At 74.4% G+C, this 14,444-nt stretch carries 13 protein-coding genes, 1 tRNA gene and 1 pseudogene; 2 read left to right on the top strand and 13 right to left on the bottom strand.

From position 1 onward, the window contains the following. Positions 1–2: 2 nt before the first annotated feature. The 7 genes and pseudogenes from E4198_RS13825 to E4198_RS25440 form a co-directional block, all read right to left on the bottom strand. Positions 3–1,583, bottom strand: a complete 1,581-nt coding sequence (locus E4198_RS13825; protein ID WP_136183414.1) for an FAD-binding oxidoreductase — start codon at positions 1,581–1,583, stop codon at positions 3–5. A gap of 271 nt (positions 1,584–1,854) precedes the next feature. Beyond that, positions 1,855–2,703, bottom strand: a complete 849-nt coding sequence (locus tag E4198_RS13820; RefSeq protein WP_136183413.1) for a GNAT family N-acetyltransferase — start codon at positions 2,701–2,703, stop codon at positions 1,855–1,857. A 45-nt stretch (positions 2,704–2,748) separates the two neighbouring features. Then, a complete protein-coding gene (locus tag E4198_RS13815) occupies positions 2,749–2,967 on the bottom strand; it encodes a type II toxin-antitoxin system VapB family antitoxin (RefSeq protein ID WP_136185369.1) in 219 nt (72 codons plus the stop codon). A 150-nt stretch (positions 2,968–3,117) separates the two neighbouring features. Continuing rightward, positions 3,118–3,312: pseudogene (locus E4198_RS13810) on the bottom strand (PPOX class F420-dependent enzyme); the annotation flags it as partial. A 123-nt stretch (positions 3,313–3,435) separates the two neighbouring features. Next, positions 3,436–3,648: a hypothetical protein gene (locus E4198_RS13805; protein WP_027764175.1), complete on the bottom strand. Its 213-nt coding sequence runs from the start codon at positions 3,646–3,648 to the stop codon at positions 3,436–3,438. A 127-nt stretch (positions 3,649–3,775) separates the two neighbouring features. Beyond that, entirely contained in the window at positions 3,776–5,077 is a 1,302-nt protein-coding gene (locus E4198_RS13800) for a histidine kinase (RefSeq protein ID WP_136183412.1), read from the bottom strand. Next, positions 5,077–5,754 carry a response regulator transcription factor gene (locus tag E4198_RS25440; RefSeq protein WP_247597674.1) on the bottom strand — a complete coding sequence of 226 codons (678 nt, stop codon included), beginning with the start codon at positions 5,752–5,754 and terminating at the stop codon, positions 5,077–5,079. Before E4198_RS25440 ends, E4198_RS13800 begins: the two co-directional genes overlap by 1 nt. Positions 5,755–6,400: 646 nt before the next feature. Here E4198_RS25440 and E4198_RS13790 point away from each other — a divergent pair. Further along, complete coding sequence (locus tag E4198_RS13790; protein WP_247597922.1) at positions 6,401–8,035, top strand: alpha/beta hydrolase; 1,635 nt, start codon at positions 6,401–6,403, stop codon at positions 8,033–8,035. A gap of 320 nt (positions 8,036–8,355) precedes the next feature. Continuing rightward, entirely contained in the window at positions 8,356–9,360 is a 1,005-nt protein-coding gene (ppk2, locus tag E4198_RS13785; protein ID WP_136183409.1) for a polyphosphate kinase 2, read from the top strand. Positions 9,361–9,419: 59 nt separating this feature from the next. Here the strand turns inward: ppk2 and E4198_RS13780 are convergent. The 6 genes from E4198_RS13780 to E4198_RS13755 form a co-directional block, all read right to left on the bottom strand. Further along, positions 9,420–9,492, bottom strand: a tRNA-Lys gene (locus E4198_RS13780). A gap of 227 nt (positions 9,493–9,719) precedes the next feature. After that, positions 9,720–11,738, bottom strand: a complete 2,019-nt coding sequence (locus E4198_RS13775; RefSeq protein ID WP_136183408.1) for a DEAD/DEAH box helicase — start codon at positions 11,736–11,738, stop codon at positions 9,720–9,722. A 257-nt stretch (positions 11,739–11,995) separates the two neighbouring features. Then, entirely contained in the window at positions 11,996–12,757 is a 762-nt protein-coding gene (locus E4198_RS13770) for a hypothetical protein (RefSeq protein WP_136183407.1), read from the bottom strand. Positions 12,758–13,005: 248 nt separating this feature from the next. Continuing rightward, positions 13,006–13,377 (bottom strand): fluoride efflux transporter CrcB, encoded by a 372-nt coding sequence (crcB, locus tag E4198_RS13765; RefSeq protein WP_136183406.1) that lies wholly within the window; start codon positions 13,375–13,377, stop codon positions 13,006–13,008. After that, positions 13,374–13,892, bottom strand: coding sequence for a CrcB family protein (locus tag E4198_RS13760; protein WP_136183405.1), 519 nt, complete (start codon positions 13,890–13,892; stop codon positions 13,374–13,376). Before E4198_RS13760 ends, crcB begins: the two co-directional genes overlap by 4 nt. Then, positions 13,889–14,251 (bottom strand): metallopeptidase family protein, encoded by a 363-nt coding sequence (locus tag E4198_RS13755; protein ID WP_210732822.1) that lies wholly within the window; start codon positions 14,249–14,251, stop codon positions 13,889–13,891. The genes E4198_RS13760 and E4198_RS13755 overlap by 4 nt, the downstream gene beginning before the upstream one ends. Between the last annotated feature and the right edge of the window lie 193 nt (positions 14,252–14,444).

Raw genomic sequence — 14,444 nt, 5'->3', positions numbered from 1 at the left:
GATCAGTGCACCAGGACGCCGGGGTTGAGGACGCCGTGCGGGTCGAGCGCGGACTTCGCGGCGCGCAGCGCCAGCGCGAAGGGGTCCGGGCGCTGGCGGTCGTAGGCCGGGCGGTGGTCGCGGCCGACCGCGTGGTGGTGGGTCACGGTCGCCCGGTGGCGGGCCAGAACCTCCAGGGAGGCCGTCTTCACCTCGTCCCACATGGCGACCTCCGAGCCGCGCCGGCCCGCGGCGATCACCGTGAAGTACATCGCCGGGCCGTCCGGATAGACGTGCGTGAAGCGACAGTTGACCGTGCCGGGCGCGCCGGTGACCTTCTCCACCGCCGCGCCCACCTCCGTGCGCACCGCCTCGTACAGCCCGGCAGCGCGGTCCCAGGTGCAGGAGGTCTCGAAGGTCTCCGTCAGCGCGCTCATCCGGGCGAGTCCGTCACGCAGGTACGGCATGCGCAGGAAGGCACTGCGCCAGGAGCCGACGGCGTCGTCCTCCGCCTGCGCCTCGTCGGCGGCGGGAGCGCCGCCGTGATCGCGGGCCAGGGCGACGAGTTCGGCGAGCCGGCCGTCCACCGGGTGGTGCGCGGACTCCACACCGAGCACCAGCACGCACTCCCCGCCCTTCCCGGCACCGGAGAGGGCCGCCTCGCCGGGGTCGAGCAGGCGGCAGTTGGCCGGGTGCAGTCCGGACTGCGCGACGGCGCGCACCGCCTCGCACGCGGCGGTGAACCCGGCGAACCGTACGGCGGTCGACGCCTTGTGGACGGGACGGGCCTGGAGCCGCAGCCACGCCTCGGTGATGACGCCGAGGGTGCCCTCGGAGCCGAGGAACAGGCGGTCGGGGGACGGCCCGGCTCCCGAACCCGGCAGCCGCCACGACTCGTTCACCCCGACGGGGGTGAGCACGCGCATCGACTCGACGAAGTCGTCGATGCGCGTGTGCAGCGTGGCGTAGTGGCCACCGGCGCGGGTGGCGAGCCAGCCGCCGAGGGTGGAGAACTCGAAGCTCTGCGGGAAGTGCCGCAACGTCAGCCCCGCGGGGCGCAGTTGTTCCTCCAGCGCCGGTCCGTACACGCCGGCCTGGACGCGGGCGGCGCGGGAGGCGCGGTCGATCTCCAGCACCCGGCCCAGCGCGGACAGGTCCAGCGACAGCACGCCCGCATGGTCGCCGTCTCCCGGCCGGTACTCCGTGCCGCCGACCACCGAGCTGCCCGCGCCGTACGGGACGACGGCGACGCGGTGCTGCCCCGCCCAGTCCAGCAGGTCGGCGATCTCCTGCTCGGTGCGCGGGTAGGCCACGAGGTCGGGCGCGGCGGCGAGGTCGCCGTGCAGGGCGCGCACGACGTCGCGGTACGCCTTGCCATAGGTGTGCCCGGCGCGGTCGGGCGGTGCGTCGGTCACCGCGTGGGCGAGTGCGGGCGGCGGCGCGACGCGGGGCGCCGGGAGGTCGAGGCCGGCCACGCGCGGCACCGGCAGGGGCGCGTCCGGCAGCCCCGGCAACTGCGCGCCCAGGGCGGTGCACTCCTCGTCGCTCAGGGCACGGTCGGCCCGTCCCCAACCCCACCACGAACGCTCCCGCACGTCTGTCATGCGTCGCCCTCCCCAGTCCTACCCGACGGTAACCTCCGGGCGGGTGCCCTGCCCACGGGTCGTCGGCTATGACTTTCGCAGCGGGGGCCGTCACCGCAGAGGGGAGCGGCGCGCTCCCCGGGACGGCCGCCACGGACCGCCTGTGAAGACCGACCTCCGCCGCACACTCGGCAAGCACGAGGGCGGCACCGTCACCGTGCACCTCCGGGAACGCCTGTAGCCCCCGGACGGGCGCGCACCGGTATCCCCCCGGCGGCGATCCCGTGGCCGGTCACCGTGCGAACGCGTACGAGGTGTAGTCGCCGCGGGGGCGGTAGCCGAGGCGCTGGTAGAGGGCGTTGCTGGTGGGGTTGGCGAGGTCGGTGAAGAGCAGGACCTCTCGCGCGCCCGCGTCGAGCGCGGCCTGCGAGAGGGCCGCAGTGACGGCACCGCCGTAGCCCCGGCCGCGCTGCGCCTTCGGCGTGTACACCGGTCCGACGCGTGCCGCGCCCGCGGCCGGTGCGCCCATGGCGGCCATGGCGACCGGGTCCGGCCCGGTCTCCCACAGCATCAACCGGCCGCCGCCGATCCGGTCGTCGATCATGCGCCCGTCGCCCGACGACGGAAGCCCGGCGTCGCGCCGGAACGCGGCCCACCAGGCGACGAGCAGGTCGCGGTCGGCGGCGGTGGCCGTGCGGGCGCGGCCGGCCGGCGCGGGCTGCGGCGGGCGCAGCGTCCCCAGCCGGAACAGCCGTTCGCGGCGCAGCACGCGCACGTCGCCGCCGTTGACCCGGCGGTACGCGGCGGCGAACACCTCGGCCACGGCTGCCGGGCCGTTCACGCCCGGGGGCGCCGGGTCGCGTCCGGCGAGCGCGGCGGGCAGTGCGGCGGCGGCTTCCTCGGGCATCGCGGACAGCGCCACCGGGTAGGGCGGAGTACGCAGGAACGCCCCGGCCACCTCCCCGTCCGCCGCGTGCCACCAGCCGAACACCGGCGGCCGGTCGCCGAACACGTCGATGCCGAGCGCGGCCAGCGTGCTGCTGACCGAGAGCGTCGTGGTGTTCACGTCCGGGCGGGCGCGCAGAAAGCCCCCGGCGTGCGCACGGAAGGCGTCGAGGTCGTCCGAGAGTGTCCAGGCCATGACCCAGGCTCTCGCTCCTCCAGCCGTCCCGCACCCGGATTTCCCTCAGGCCGCACCCTTCTCCGCCCTGTGCTGACGCTCGAAGCCTTCTTCGTCCCAGCCCCGGGCAGCACGGAAGTGTCGCAGGCGCGCCTCGGTGCGGCGGCGCCTCTCCGCATCTTCGCGCAGCGCGAGGTTGACGGTGTCCTTCCTGGTCTTGGCCTGAGACAGACGCATCGCGTCCGCGAGGGCATCGTCATCGATGTCGATCTGCGTCGCGCTCAAGCTGATCACCCGTTTCCCCATAGTGGCGGCATCGGCTGCATACATGTGTCGCGCACACTCCATGCATCGCGTGGGACGGAGAGCCCGCGCAGACGAGACGTCGCATCGCCAGTGCACTGCAGCCGCGACGGCGGCAGCCCGGCGCGGTGGTCAGTCCGCGATGGCGTCGAGGCCGAGGGCGTGTTCGACACGCATGCGGACCAGGAGTTCGCCGGGGACGCCGTTGCGCGCGCCGTACTCCTCGGCGCGGTCCTCACCCATGTAGCGGGCGGCGATGCGCGGCGCCCAGGCGCGGACCTCGGGCAGGTCCTCGCTCAGCTCGGCACGGCCGCGCAGCAGTGCGAAAGTGACGGGCCCGGGAAGCAGAAGACCACGGGTGGGCGAATCATCCCCAACCGGTGGATAACGCGGAGCGGGTGCCGTTGGTCCGACCTCTGACGCCCGACCCCCCTCGGCCGCCCGGACGCCTCACAGCCACACGTCGGGCCCGCCGCCGCGCCACTCGATCAGGTCCGGGTCGTCCAGCCGGATGCCGTCCGGGTCCAGGCCCGCACGGCGCAGGAACTCCAGCAGGTCGGCCTCGCTGTACGCGATGCCGAGAATCGTTCCGTCGGCACGCACACGGCGGCCGCCACCGCCGCCCTCCGCGGGCGGATACACGACGACGGGTGCACGGGCCATGCCTCCACGCTCGCTCTCCGCGCCGCCCGCCGCATCTCCTTTCGCCCATTCGGCTGGCCTCGGACGGATGCTCGCGGACGGAGGGCGGACGAACGGAAGGACGGAGAGCAGGGTCTCCGGCGCCGGCTCAGTGCGCGGACGCGGGCTTCGCGGGGCGCTCCAGCGGCACCTCGGCGCGCACGGCGTAGCCCCCTTCCGGTGTCGGCCCGACGGTGAGCCGGCCACCGAGCAGCACGGCGCGCTCCTGGAGGCCCACGATGCCGTGGCCGCCGCCGGGGATGTCCGGACGCGGCGCCGCCCCGTCCGGCGGCCCGTTGCGGATGCTCACCCGCAGCGCCTCGTCGTCGACGTCGACGGTGACCAGGGTGCGGGCGCCGGGCGCGTGCTTGCGGACGTTGGTCAGCGCCTCCTGCACGGTGCGATACGCGGTCCGTTCGACCGCCTCCGGAAGCCGGCGGCCGTCGGCGCCGTCCATGCGCAGTTCGGCGTCCAGCCCGGACCCCTCGACCAGTTCCGGCAAGTTGCCCAGCCGCGGCTGCGGAAGCAGTTCCGTCGGCCCGGCACCGGCCGCGCGCAGCACCACGATCATGCCGCGCAGCTCCTCCAGGGTGCCCGTCGCCAGCCGGCGCAGCGTGCCGGCGGCCTCCTTGACCTCCGGGTCGGCGGCGGTCACCTCCAGCGCCCCCGCCTGCACGGCCATCAGGCTGGCCTTGTGGGACACCACGTCGTGCATCTCCCGTGCCAGCCGGGCGTGTTCGCGCGCCAGCACCGTACGGGCGTGCAGCTCCCGCTCGTGGTCGCGTACGGTCGCCAGCTCCGCGACGCGGGCCGACAGGTCCTGCCGGGTCTGCACGAGGAGCCCTATGACGGCGGGACCGACGCCGAGCACCAGCGCGTAGATCAGGTTCTGCACGAGCAGTCCGGGCTCCGCCTCCGCGAACCGGCTCAGCGGCCACGGGATGAAGCTGCCCGTCACCACGGCCACCACCGCGAGCCGCACCTGCCAGGCGACCCGGCACCGGCTGGCCAGCGTGCCCAGCGCCACGATGGACGCCAGCAGCGCGACTCCCGCGTACAGGCCGGGCAACGCCAGAGCGAGCGTCAGCCGGGGCCAGCGGCGGCGCAGCAGCAGCGCCCCCGCGGCGACCCAGGACAGCACCGTCTGCCACAGGTGCGGGGTGGGCAGCGAGAAGTACACGTCGAGCGAGGCCAGCACGGCGACCACGGCGTCGGTCAGCCAGCCGCGGCGCATCCACCGCAGGGCGGTCAGCGGCGCGCGCACCGCCCGCCGCAGCCGGCCCCGGCCCTGCGCGGGCGCGTCGCCGGCCCGCCTCTCGTCGGCGGCGGTCCCGTCGCGTGCGTCGGAGTTCTCGCGGGTGCCGGGAGCCTCGCGGGTGCCGTGGAAACCGGCGGCGCCGTGGGAGTTCATCACGCGCCGTCGGCGCCGAGCAGGCCCGCGCGTTCCGCGATCACGGCCGCCTGCACCCGGTTGGCCACCCCGAGCTTGGTGAGCACCGCGCTCACGTCGTCCTTCGCGGTCGCGGTGGAGAAGCACATCCGGGCGCCGATCTCGCCGTTCGACAGCCCCTCCCCGATGAAGGTGAGCACCTGTTTCTCCCGCCCGGACAGCTCCGCGACGGCACGGTCGGCGGACACCGCCTCGCCGCCCCGGCCGCCGTCCCGCAGGCGCCGCACCACCGAGGACGACATGCAACCCGCGCCCGTGCCCAGGGCCCGCACCGACCGCACCAGCACCTCCGGGTCGGTGTCCTTCAGCAGGAACCCGCCCGCGCCCAGCGCCAGCGCCTCGCCGAGGTACTCGTCGGTGTCGAAGGTCGTCAGCATCGCCACGTGCGGCGGTTCCGGCAGGCGGCGGATGTGCCGCAGCAGGGTGATCCCGTCGACGTCCGGCATCCGGATGTCGAGCAGGACGACGTCGGGCCGGTGCTCCCGTACGGCGGTCAGCGCGTCCGCGCCCGCGCAGGAGCCGACGACCTCTATGTCCGGGGCGCTGCCGAGGATCACGGTCAGGCCCGACCGGATGAGCACCTCGTCGTCGACGATGAGAAGCCGCAGCGTGGCGGCGGTTTCCGCGGTGGAGGACACGGCGTACCTCGGGAACTCGTACCGGACCGTCAGGGATGTCCCGAACACACTGCGGGAGGGCGCTCCGGAGGACCAGCCGATGTGTCCGGTCTCACATCGCGTACGGGCCGCCGCGGGGAGGCAGTCTGACCCGTACGCCGGAGCGGGCCGTCGCCGCGGCGAGGCAGTACACGGGGACGAGGGCCGAACGCCGAGCGGGTCGCCCCGCCCGGCGCCCCCCCCGGGTGCTTCGGCCGCCGCCCAGTCTGACGCCCACACCCGTACGGCGTAACCACCGGACGGCTGCCGTCTCCAGCCGGTCGGCGGGCGCCCGCCAGCCAGTTGGCGGTCCGTCGCCCCCCTGATGGCCACACTTCGCCATGCACAAGTAAAGAAGCACGTCCGAGGCTTGTGCACACCCCTCGGTGGGGTTGAAGGATCAGCCCCACCTACCAGCGACACCCACCAGCAGCACCTGCCCGCAGACCCCACCTGCCGGCAGCGGCACCATCGCCGCCACCGCGGCGGAAACGCAAGGGGGAACGCCTTGACCGCCTTCACCACACCGAACGGCCGCATCAGACGCGGAACCACAGGCGGCACCGCCGGCACCGGCCCGGGCGGCGCCCGCACCCGGCGCGCCAGGGTCCTCGCCGCCGCGAGCACCCTGGCGACCACCGCCCTCATAGCCGGCGTCGTGGCCGTACCGTCGGCCGGCGCCGCCCCGGCGGCCGCGGCCGATGCCCCCACGGCCGCGGCCGACCGGGCCCAGCGGGACCACCGGGCCGAGGCCCGCGGCGTGCGCGTCGCCGCCGCCCGTGCCGCCGCCGAGGGCATCGACTGGGCGGCCTGCCCCGGCGACTGGGAACTGCCCGACCCTGTCCAGTGCGGCTGGGTCACCGTGCCCGTCGACTACGCCGAGCCGAACGGCGACACCGTGGAGCTCGCCGTCGACCGCGCCCCCGCGACCGGCGGGAAGGGCGCCCACCAGGGCTCGCTCCTCTACAACCCCGGCGGGCCCGGCGGTTCCGGCATGCCCTTCCCGCTGCGCTCCACCACGGGCAGCGAGGTGTGGAAGGGCCTCGCCGAGGCGTACGACTTCGTCGGGTTCGACCCGCGCGGCGTCGGCCGTTCCGCCCCCCTCTCCTGCATGGACCCGCAGGAGTTCGCCAAGGCCCCCAAGCCCGCGCCCGTCCCCGACGACGAGGCCGACAAGCGCGCCCACCGCAAGCTCGCCCGCGCGTACGCGGACGGCTGCGTCGAGCGCAGCGGCGACCTCCTCCGCCACATGAACACCCCGAACACCGCCCGCGACCTGGACGTGATCCGGGCCGCGCTGGGCGAGAAGAAGCTCAACTACCTCGGCGTCTCCTACGGCACCTACCTCGGCGCCGTCTACGCCGAGCTGTTCCCCGGCCACGTCCGCCGGATGGTGTTCGACAGCGTGGTCAACCCGTCCCGCGAGAAGATCTGGTACCGGGCCAACCTCGACCAGAACGTCGCCTTCCAGACGCGCTGGAACGACTGGACGGCATGGGTCGCCGAGCACGACGACGTGTACGGCATCGGTACCACCGCCGAGCAGGTCCAGGAGCGGTTCACCGCGCTGCGCGCTGCCGTTAAGAAAGAGCCCGTCGGCGGCGTCGTCGGCCCCGCCGAACTGCTCGGCTTCTTCCAGGGCGCCACCTACTCCGACCGTGCCTGGGCGCCCGTCGCCGCCGTCTGGTCCGCCTACGCCGAGGGCGACGAGCAGGCCCTCGTCGACGCCGCCGGCCCGGACCCCTCCGACACCGCGGGCAACGTCTCCTCGGAGAACGGCAACGCCGTCTACACCGCCGTCGAGTGCAACGACGCGCGCTGGCCGTCGAACTGGAAGCGCTGGGACCGGGACAGCACCCGCCTGCACCGCGACCACCCGTTCCTGACCTGGTCCAACACCTGGATGAATCTGCCCTGCGCCGACTGGCCGCTGGAGCAGCGCGAACCCGTCGAGGTCCGTCCGGGCCGGAAGCTGCCTCCCACGCTGATCCTCCAGGCCGAACGCGACGCAGCCACCCCGTACGAGGGCGCCGTCGAGCTGCACGAGCGGCTCAAGGGCTCCCGGCTCGTCACCGAACGGGACGCCGGTTCGCACGGCGTCTCCGGGCTCACCAACCCGTGCGTCAACAAGCGCGTCGACGCCTACCTGCTGGACGGCACCCTCGGCAAGCGGGACGTCACCTGCGCCCCGCACGCCGAACCGCAGCCCGAGTCACAGGCACCGGCGCAGGCTCCGGACACGGCGACCGTCTCCGCGCCCTGACCCGCGGCGCCGACACCGCGGACGCTCCCCACCGCCCACGGCATCGGCGCCGCACCGACCAGGCGGGGGCCGGAGGCCCCACACTCCGGCCCCCGCCCACCCCTCATACCGGTGAGGCCCCATACCGGTGAGGGGAGAGCGGTGCCCGACTTCCCCCGCCTCCCCTCACCACCCCAAGCCCCCGCGCCTCCCTCCCACAACGCCGCACCACCCGGCCCGTCCGCCTCCCCCGTCTGCGTCCCCGCGACCGGGGTAGAGGGAAGGGGACGGCCGGGGGGAGGCGGACGCCGGTCTGCGTCCCGGCCGGGGAAGGGGACACCATGAGCGGGTCACCCGTCGAGGACGACCTCCGGGCGGCGGAGAAGAAGCTCCTGCAAGGGCTGACCATCGACGACCGGCGCCCCGAGCAACCCGTCGTGCTGGACGCGGAGGGCCGACCGCTCTCGACGTGGCGCGAGAATCACCCCTACGACGAGAAGCTGCGCAGAAAGCCGTACGAGCGCACCAAGCGCCTGCTCCAGATCGAACTGCTGAAGGTGCAGCGGTGGGCCCGGGAGACCGGGCAGCGCATCGTCGTGGTCTGCGAGGGCCGGGACGCGGCGGGCAAAGGCGGCACGATCCAGCGCTTCACCGAACGCCTCAACCCCCGCGGCGCACGCGTCGTCGCGCTGGAGAAGCCGACCGAGCGGGAACGCGGCCAGTGGTACTTCCAGCGGTACGCCGCCCACCTCCCGTCCGCCGGGGAGATCGTCTTCTTCGACCGCTCCTGGTACAACCGGGCCGGCGTCGAGCGCGTTATGGGCTTCTGCACCCCGGAGGAGCACCGCCTCTTCCTCCAGCAGGCTCCGCTGTTCGAGCAGATGCTGACGGACGACGGCATCCTGCTCGTGAAGTTCTGGTTCTCCCTCTCCCGGGGCGAGCAACGCACCCGCTTCGCGATACGCCAGGTCGACCCGGTACGCCGGTGGAAGCTCTCACCCACCGACCTGGCGTCGCTCGACCTGTGGGACGCCTACACGACGGCGAAGGTCGACATGTTCCGCGCCACCGACACCCCGCACGCGCCGTGGACCGTGGTCAAGAGCAACGACAAGAAGCGGGCGCGGCTGGAGGCCATGCGCCACCTGCTGAGCCGCTGCGACTACCCCACCAAGGACCCGGACATCGTCGGGGACTGCGACCCGCTGATCGTCGGCCCTGCGGACACCCTCCTGGAGGCGGGCGAGGAACCGACCGACCTCTCCCCCACGCCCCTCGCCGACCACGACGCGGGCCCGGGCCGCCACCCCGGGCAGCCCACCTGTGACACGGCCGAGACGCGGTGAGACGCCGCCGGACGCCGCGGAGCCCGGGCCGGGACATCGCCCGGCCCGGGCTCCTTCGGTAGGTCGTGTGGGACTCGAACCCACAACCAATGGATTAAAAGTCCACTGCTCTGCCAATTGAGCTAACGACCCGCCCCCGCAGCATAGCCCGGAGGCGGGTCGATCATCGAAGCCATTCCCCCGTGAAGCGCCTACACCTCGGGCCTTCCCCCGGAGAGCACGGCGATCCCGTCCGTGGGCAGCACGCCGGCCGCGTCGTCAGCGGCACCGGTCCGCGCCACCGCGACGACAACAGCCCGGGACCCGAACGGAGTTCGGGTCCCGGGCTGGGGAGCGCTGCCGGGCGCCAGCCCATCGCCTCAGCCGTTGCGCTTCCAGCGCGGCTTGTCGGTGCGGCGGTCGGAGTGGCGCCCGCCCGCGTTGCCGCCGCCCCGGTGGAAGGAGCCGGCGCCGCTGCCGCGGTGGTCGTCGCGGCGGCCGTACGGACGGCGCTCGTCACGCCGGTCGCGGTTGTAGGGGCGCCGGTCCTCCCGCCGGTCGTCGCGGTTGAAGGGGCGGCCGCCGTCACGCCGCTCACGGTTGAACGGACGGTCCTCCCGCCGCTCACGGTTGAACGGACGGTCCTCCCGCCGGTCACGGTTGAACGGACGGTCCTCCCGCCGCTCACGGTTGAACGGACGGTCCTCCCGCCGGTCACGGTTGAACGGACGGTCCTCCCGCCGGTCACGGTTGTAGGGGCGCCGGTCGTCGCGCTTGAACGGACGGCCGCCGTCACGACGGTCACGGTTGAACGGACGGTCCTCCCGCCGGTCGTCACGGCCGCCGCCCTCGCGGCGGTCGTCGCGGCGGTCGAACGACCGCTCGTCGCGCTTGCGTTCGCGGCGCTCCTCGCGGCGGCGCTCCTCCGCGGCGCGGGCCTTCGCCTCGGCCTCGGCCTCCGCCGCCGCCTCGGCGGCGAGCGCCTCGGCGGCCGCGGCGACGGCCTCGTCCGGGTCGTCGCCCCGCTCGCGCGCGGCGCGCGCGGTGAGGCGGTCGGCCTCCTCGCGCAGCTCGGCGGCGCGGCGCTGCGCGCCTTCCAGGCGCCGGGCCAGGTCCTTGGCCTCGCGCTCCGCCTGCTTGGCGGCGTTCGCCGTGGACTCGGCCTGCACCTCGGTCAGTGAGCGGGCGCCGGTGATGCGGGCGACCTCGTCGTCGAAGACGTCGCCGCGGCCGATGATGTGGCGGGAGGCGTCGACGCCCGCGTCCTCCATCAGCCGGAAGATCTGCCGCCGCTGGTGCGGGAGGGCGAGGGAGACGACGGTGCCGGACTCGCCCGCGCGGGCGGTGCGGCCGGAGCGGTGCAGGTAGTCCTTGTGGTCGCCGGCCGGGTCCACGTTGAGGACCAGGTCGATGCCGTCGACGTGGATGCCGCGGGCGGCGACGTCCGTGGCGACGAGCGTGTTGACCTTGCCGTCCTTGAAGTCGGCGAGGGTGCGGGTGCGGGCGCCCTGGGTCATGCCGCCGTGCAGGGCGTCGGCTCGGACGCCGGCGTCGCGCAGCTGCTCGGCGACGCGGTCGGCGCCGAGCTGGGTGCGGACGAAGATGATGGTGCGGCCCTTGCGGGCGGCGATCGCCGCGGTGACGGGCTGCTTGTCACGCGGCTTCACCACCAGCACGTGGTGCGTCATGGTCGTGACGGCGCCCTGCGCGGCGTCGACCTGGTGGCTGACCGGGTCGACGAGGTAGCGGTCGACGAGGGTGCCGATCTCCTTCTCCATGGTGGCGGAGAACAGCATGCGCTGGCCGCCCTCCGGGATGAGGTCGAGGAGTTCGGTGACCTCGGGCAGGAAGCCCAGGTCCGACATCTGGTCGGCCTCGTCCAGGACGGTGATCTCAACGTCCTGCAGCGAGCAGGCGCCGCGGTTGATCAGGTCGCGCAGGCGGCCCGGGGTGGCGACGAGGATGTCGACTCCGCGCTCCAGGGCGTAGATCTGGTTGCCCATCGAGGTGCCGCCGCAGACGACCTTGAACTTGAGGCCGAGCACGTCGCCGTACGGCTGGAGCGCGTCGGAGACCTGCATCGCCAGTTCGCGGGTCGGGGTGAGGATGACGCCGCGCGGGCGCTTCTTCTCCGTGCGGCCACCGGTGAGGCGGCTGAGCAGCGGCAGGCCGAACGACAGCGTCTTGCCGGAGCCGGTACGGCCGCGGCCGAGGATGTCCTTGCCGGCCAGGGCGTCGGGGATGGTGGCGGCCTGGATGGGGAACGGCGTGGTGACGCCGTTCTGTGCGAGCTTGCGGACGACCTGCTCGGGAAGACCGAGGTCGCCGAAGGTGAGGGACTGTTCCGCGTCGGCGTCCTCGGTGAGGACGGCGTCAAGGGCGGAAACGGGCGCAGACATGCGTGAACAAACCTTCCGGAGTCATCGGCACGTGCCCATAACTCCGTGAAGCACACTGGACCGCCTCGATGCGGTCTGCCACGGCAGGGAAGGAACGCGCCACACGGCGCGCTTCAGTCGTGGCGCCGGGCGAGGGTGAATGGGATCAAGCGATCTACCACCATACGCACCCGGTGGGGTGGCACGCAAACCGGTGCAGCCGGCGGTGAGGGCCGTCACACACGCGTTCTCGGCGGGCGGTTCGGGATGTCCGGGTGTCACCGGTCGTGCGCCCAGGCCGGGGCTCCCGCTCCGCCCGCACCGCCACCCTCCGAGCCGCCGCCGCTGCTCCCCGCGGGCGGGCTGGCGCCACCGGACGCCCCCGAGGCACCGGACGTGCCGCCGGACGCGTCGCCTCCGCCGTTCTCGTCTCCGCCGCCCGTGCCGCCGGGCGTACCGCCACCCCCGGATCCGCCCGTGCCTCTGGACGGCGACGGACCGGGGTCGCCGCCACCCGTCGCGTCGCCCGGGGTGCCGCCGGTGGCCGGCGGCTGCGGGCCGCCGCCGGGGGTGCCCCCGTCGTCACCGTCGCCGTCCCTCCCGTCGCCGCGGCCGCCCTTCGCCCGGTCGTCGCCGTCGCGCTCGTCGTTCCCGTCCTTGCCGCCCTTCCCGTCCTTCCCGTCCTTGCCGCCGTCGTCGCCGTGGGAGTTGTCAGAGCCGCCCCCGGGCCGGTCGCCGGCCTCCTTGCCGTCTCCCCCCTCCGCGCCCGCGCGGCCCGGGCGGGCCCCTCCGTCACCGTGCCGGCCGTCCGCCTTCTCCCCGTCCCGGCCTCCGGCCTTCTCGTCCGCACCGGCCGACTTCCGGTCGCCGTCGCGGCCGTCCTTCGCGTCATCGGACGACCCGGCGGCCATGCAGCCGGTCGCGGCGGCCAGCAGCAGCGCACAGGCGACCGTACGGGCGGTCGCGCGGCCGACCCTGCGGGCGGCGGCACGGGTGGGGAGGCGGGCGGGGAAGCTGCGGGCGAGGGACGTTCTGGACACGGTGCCTCCGGGGATAGGAGATGCGGGCGCGGCGGGCGGGGAACCCAGCGTCCTGCTCAACTTCCCCGACCTCCCGCAGGACACGGCGCCGGGGGCCGCTGCGGGGCCGACGTTCCCTCCGTCGGCGCAGGCGAGCACCGCCGTTCGCCGCCGGTGACCTGCCGGCCCGTCAGCACGTCCTCTCCGTCCCGTGGTTCGCCACGCCGGGCGGTGAGCCGGCGCGGCAGTGCCGCTCGTCGCCGGGGGTCTCAGAACGCGCCGGTCAGTGCCAGGCCCGCGGCCGCCGCGCCCGTGCCCGCACACACCGACGCGGCCACGTTCGCCCCGGCGAGCACCCCACGGCCGCTTTCCGCGAGCCGCAGCGTCTCCCAGGAGAACGTCGAATACGTGGTCAGCGCCCCGCACAGCCCGGTTCCGAGGAGCACCTGCATGTCGTCCCACGCTCCGCCCCCGCCGAGAACCGCTCCCGTGAGCAGGCCCAGTGCCAGGCAGCCGGTGACGTTGACGGCGAAGGTCCCCCAGGGGAAGTCGGCGGCGTGGCGACTCTGCACCGCACGGTCCGCCAGGTACCTCAGCGGGGCCCCGAGCGCCCCGCCCAGTGCGACCCACAGCCACGTCACGGCCGTCGCCTCCCCACGACCCTGCGGGTCCCCAGCGCCCCCACGGCCACCGCGGCGACGGCCACCAGCGGCGTGGCGGTCACGGAGACGAGCGCCAGGCCGGGACGGCCGTCCGCCGCCCGCGCGACCGCCTCGACGGCGTACGTGGAGAAGGTGGTGAACCCGCCCAGCACGCCCACGCCGAGAAACGGCCGGGCGAGCGGGTGGGACCACGCCGCGCGCCACCGTCCCGGACCGGGCCGCGCGTCGCCGATCAGCACCATCAGCACGCCGATCAGCGCACAGCCGAGCCCGTTCACGGCGAACGTCCCCCACGGGAAGCCGTGGGGGCGTGCGGGGAGCGCGAGCGTCAGCGCGTGGCGCGCGAGCGCGCCCGACGCGCCCCCGCAGGCGATCGCGGCGAGCAGCGGCCACCGTCGCCGGCCCACGGTCTCCGCCCGGTGCCGCGCGAGGCGCAGGTCGACGTCCGAGTCGACGGGATCGGAGGACGGTCGCCGGGCGCCGGAGCGGGTCACCCGTAGCCCAGGGCGTGCAGGCGTTCGTCGTCGATGCCGAAGTGGTGCGCGATCTCGTGGACGACCGTGATCTCTACCTCCTCGACCACCAGGTCGCGGTCGCCGCCCTCGGACTCGACGAGCCGCAACGTGGGTCCGAGATAGATCGTGATGCGGTCCGGCAGCACGCCCGCGTACCACTCGCCGCGTTCGGTCAGCGGCGTGCCCTCGTACAGACCCAGCAGGTCGGGGTCGTGGGCCGGGGGCTCGTCCTCGACGAACACCGCCACGTTGTCCATGAGCCTGGTCAGCTCGGGCGGGATGCGGTCCAGGGCCTGGGCGACCAGTTCCTCGAAGTCCTCGCGCGTCATCTCCAGCACGCCGCCATTGTCGCCGCACCCGCCCCGGCGCACGAGGTGCCCCGCCCCACCGCGTCCCGTCTCCCGGTCCCCACCCGTCCCGGAACGCCCGCGAGGGCCTCGTTCCGGCGCGACGCGAGGCGGCGCATGTATCGCCCATGCCGCACCGGGTGGTGTTCAATGCCCCTGTTCTGCATGAATCTCCTGCGTCCAG

The organism is Streptomyces sp. RKND-216 (assembly GCF_004795255.1).
In the GTDB taxonomy this organism is placed as follows: domain Bacteria; phylum Actinomycetota; class Actinomycetes; order Streptomycetales; family Streptomycetaceae; genus Streptomyces; species Streptomyces hazeniae.
Note: the sequence above shows the minus strand (reverse complement) of the source record. Positions and strands in the feature narration are given on the sequence as shown.

Bases quoted from the DNA above. Each gene is read 5' to 3' on its own strand.
- ppk2 (WP_136183409.1), top strand. From the start codon at position 8,356: ATGAGCGGGTCACCCGTCGAGGACGACCTCCGGGCGGCGGAGAAGAAG.
- E4198_RS13775 (WP_136183408.1), bottom strand. From the start codon at position 11,738: ATGTCTGCGCCCGTTTCCGCCCTTGACGCCGTCCTCACCGAGGACGCC.
- E4198_RS13825 (WP_136183414.1), bottom strand. From the start codon at position 1,583: ATGACAGACGTGCGGGAGCGTTCGTGGTGGGGTTGGGGACGGGCCGAC.
- E4198_RS13800 (WP_136183412.1), bottom strand. From the start codon at position 5,077: ATGAACTCCCACGGCGCCGCCGGTTTCCACGGCACCCGCGAGGCTCCC.
- E4198_RS13820 (WP_136183413.1), bottom strand. From the start codon at position 2,703: ATGGCCTGGACACTCTCGGACGACCTCGACGCCTTCCGTGCGCACGCC.
- E4198_RS13805 (WP_027764175.1), bottom strand. From the start codon at position 3,648: ATGGCCCGTGCACCCGTCGTCGTGTATCCGCCCGCGGAGGGCGGCGGT.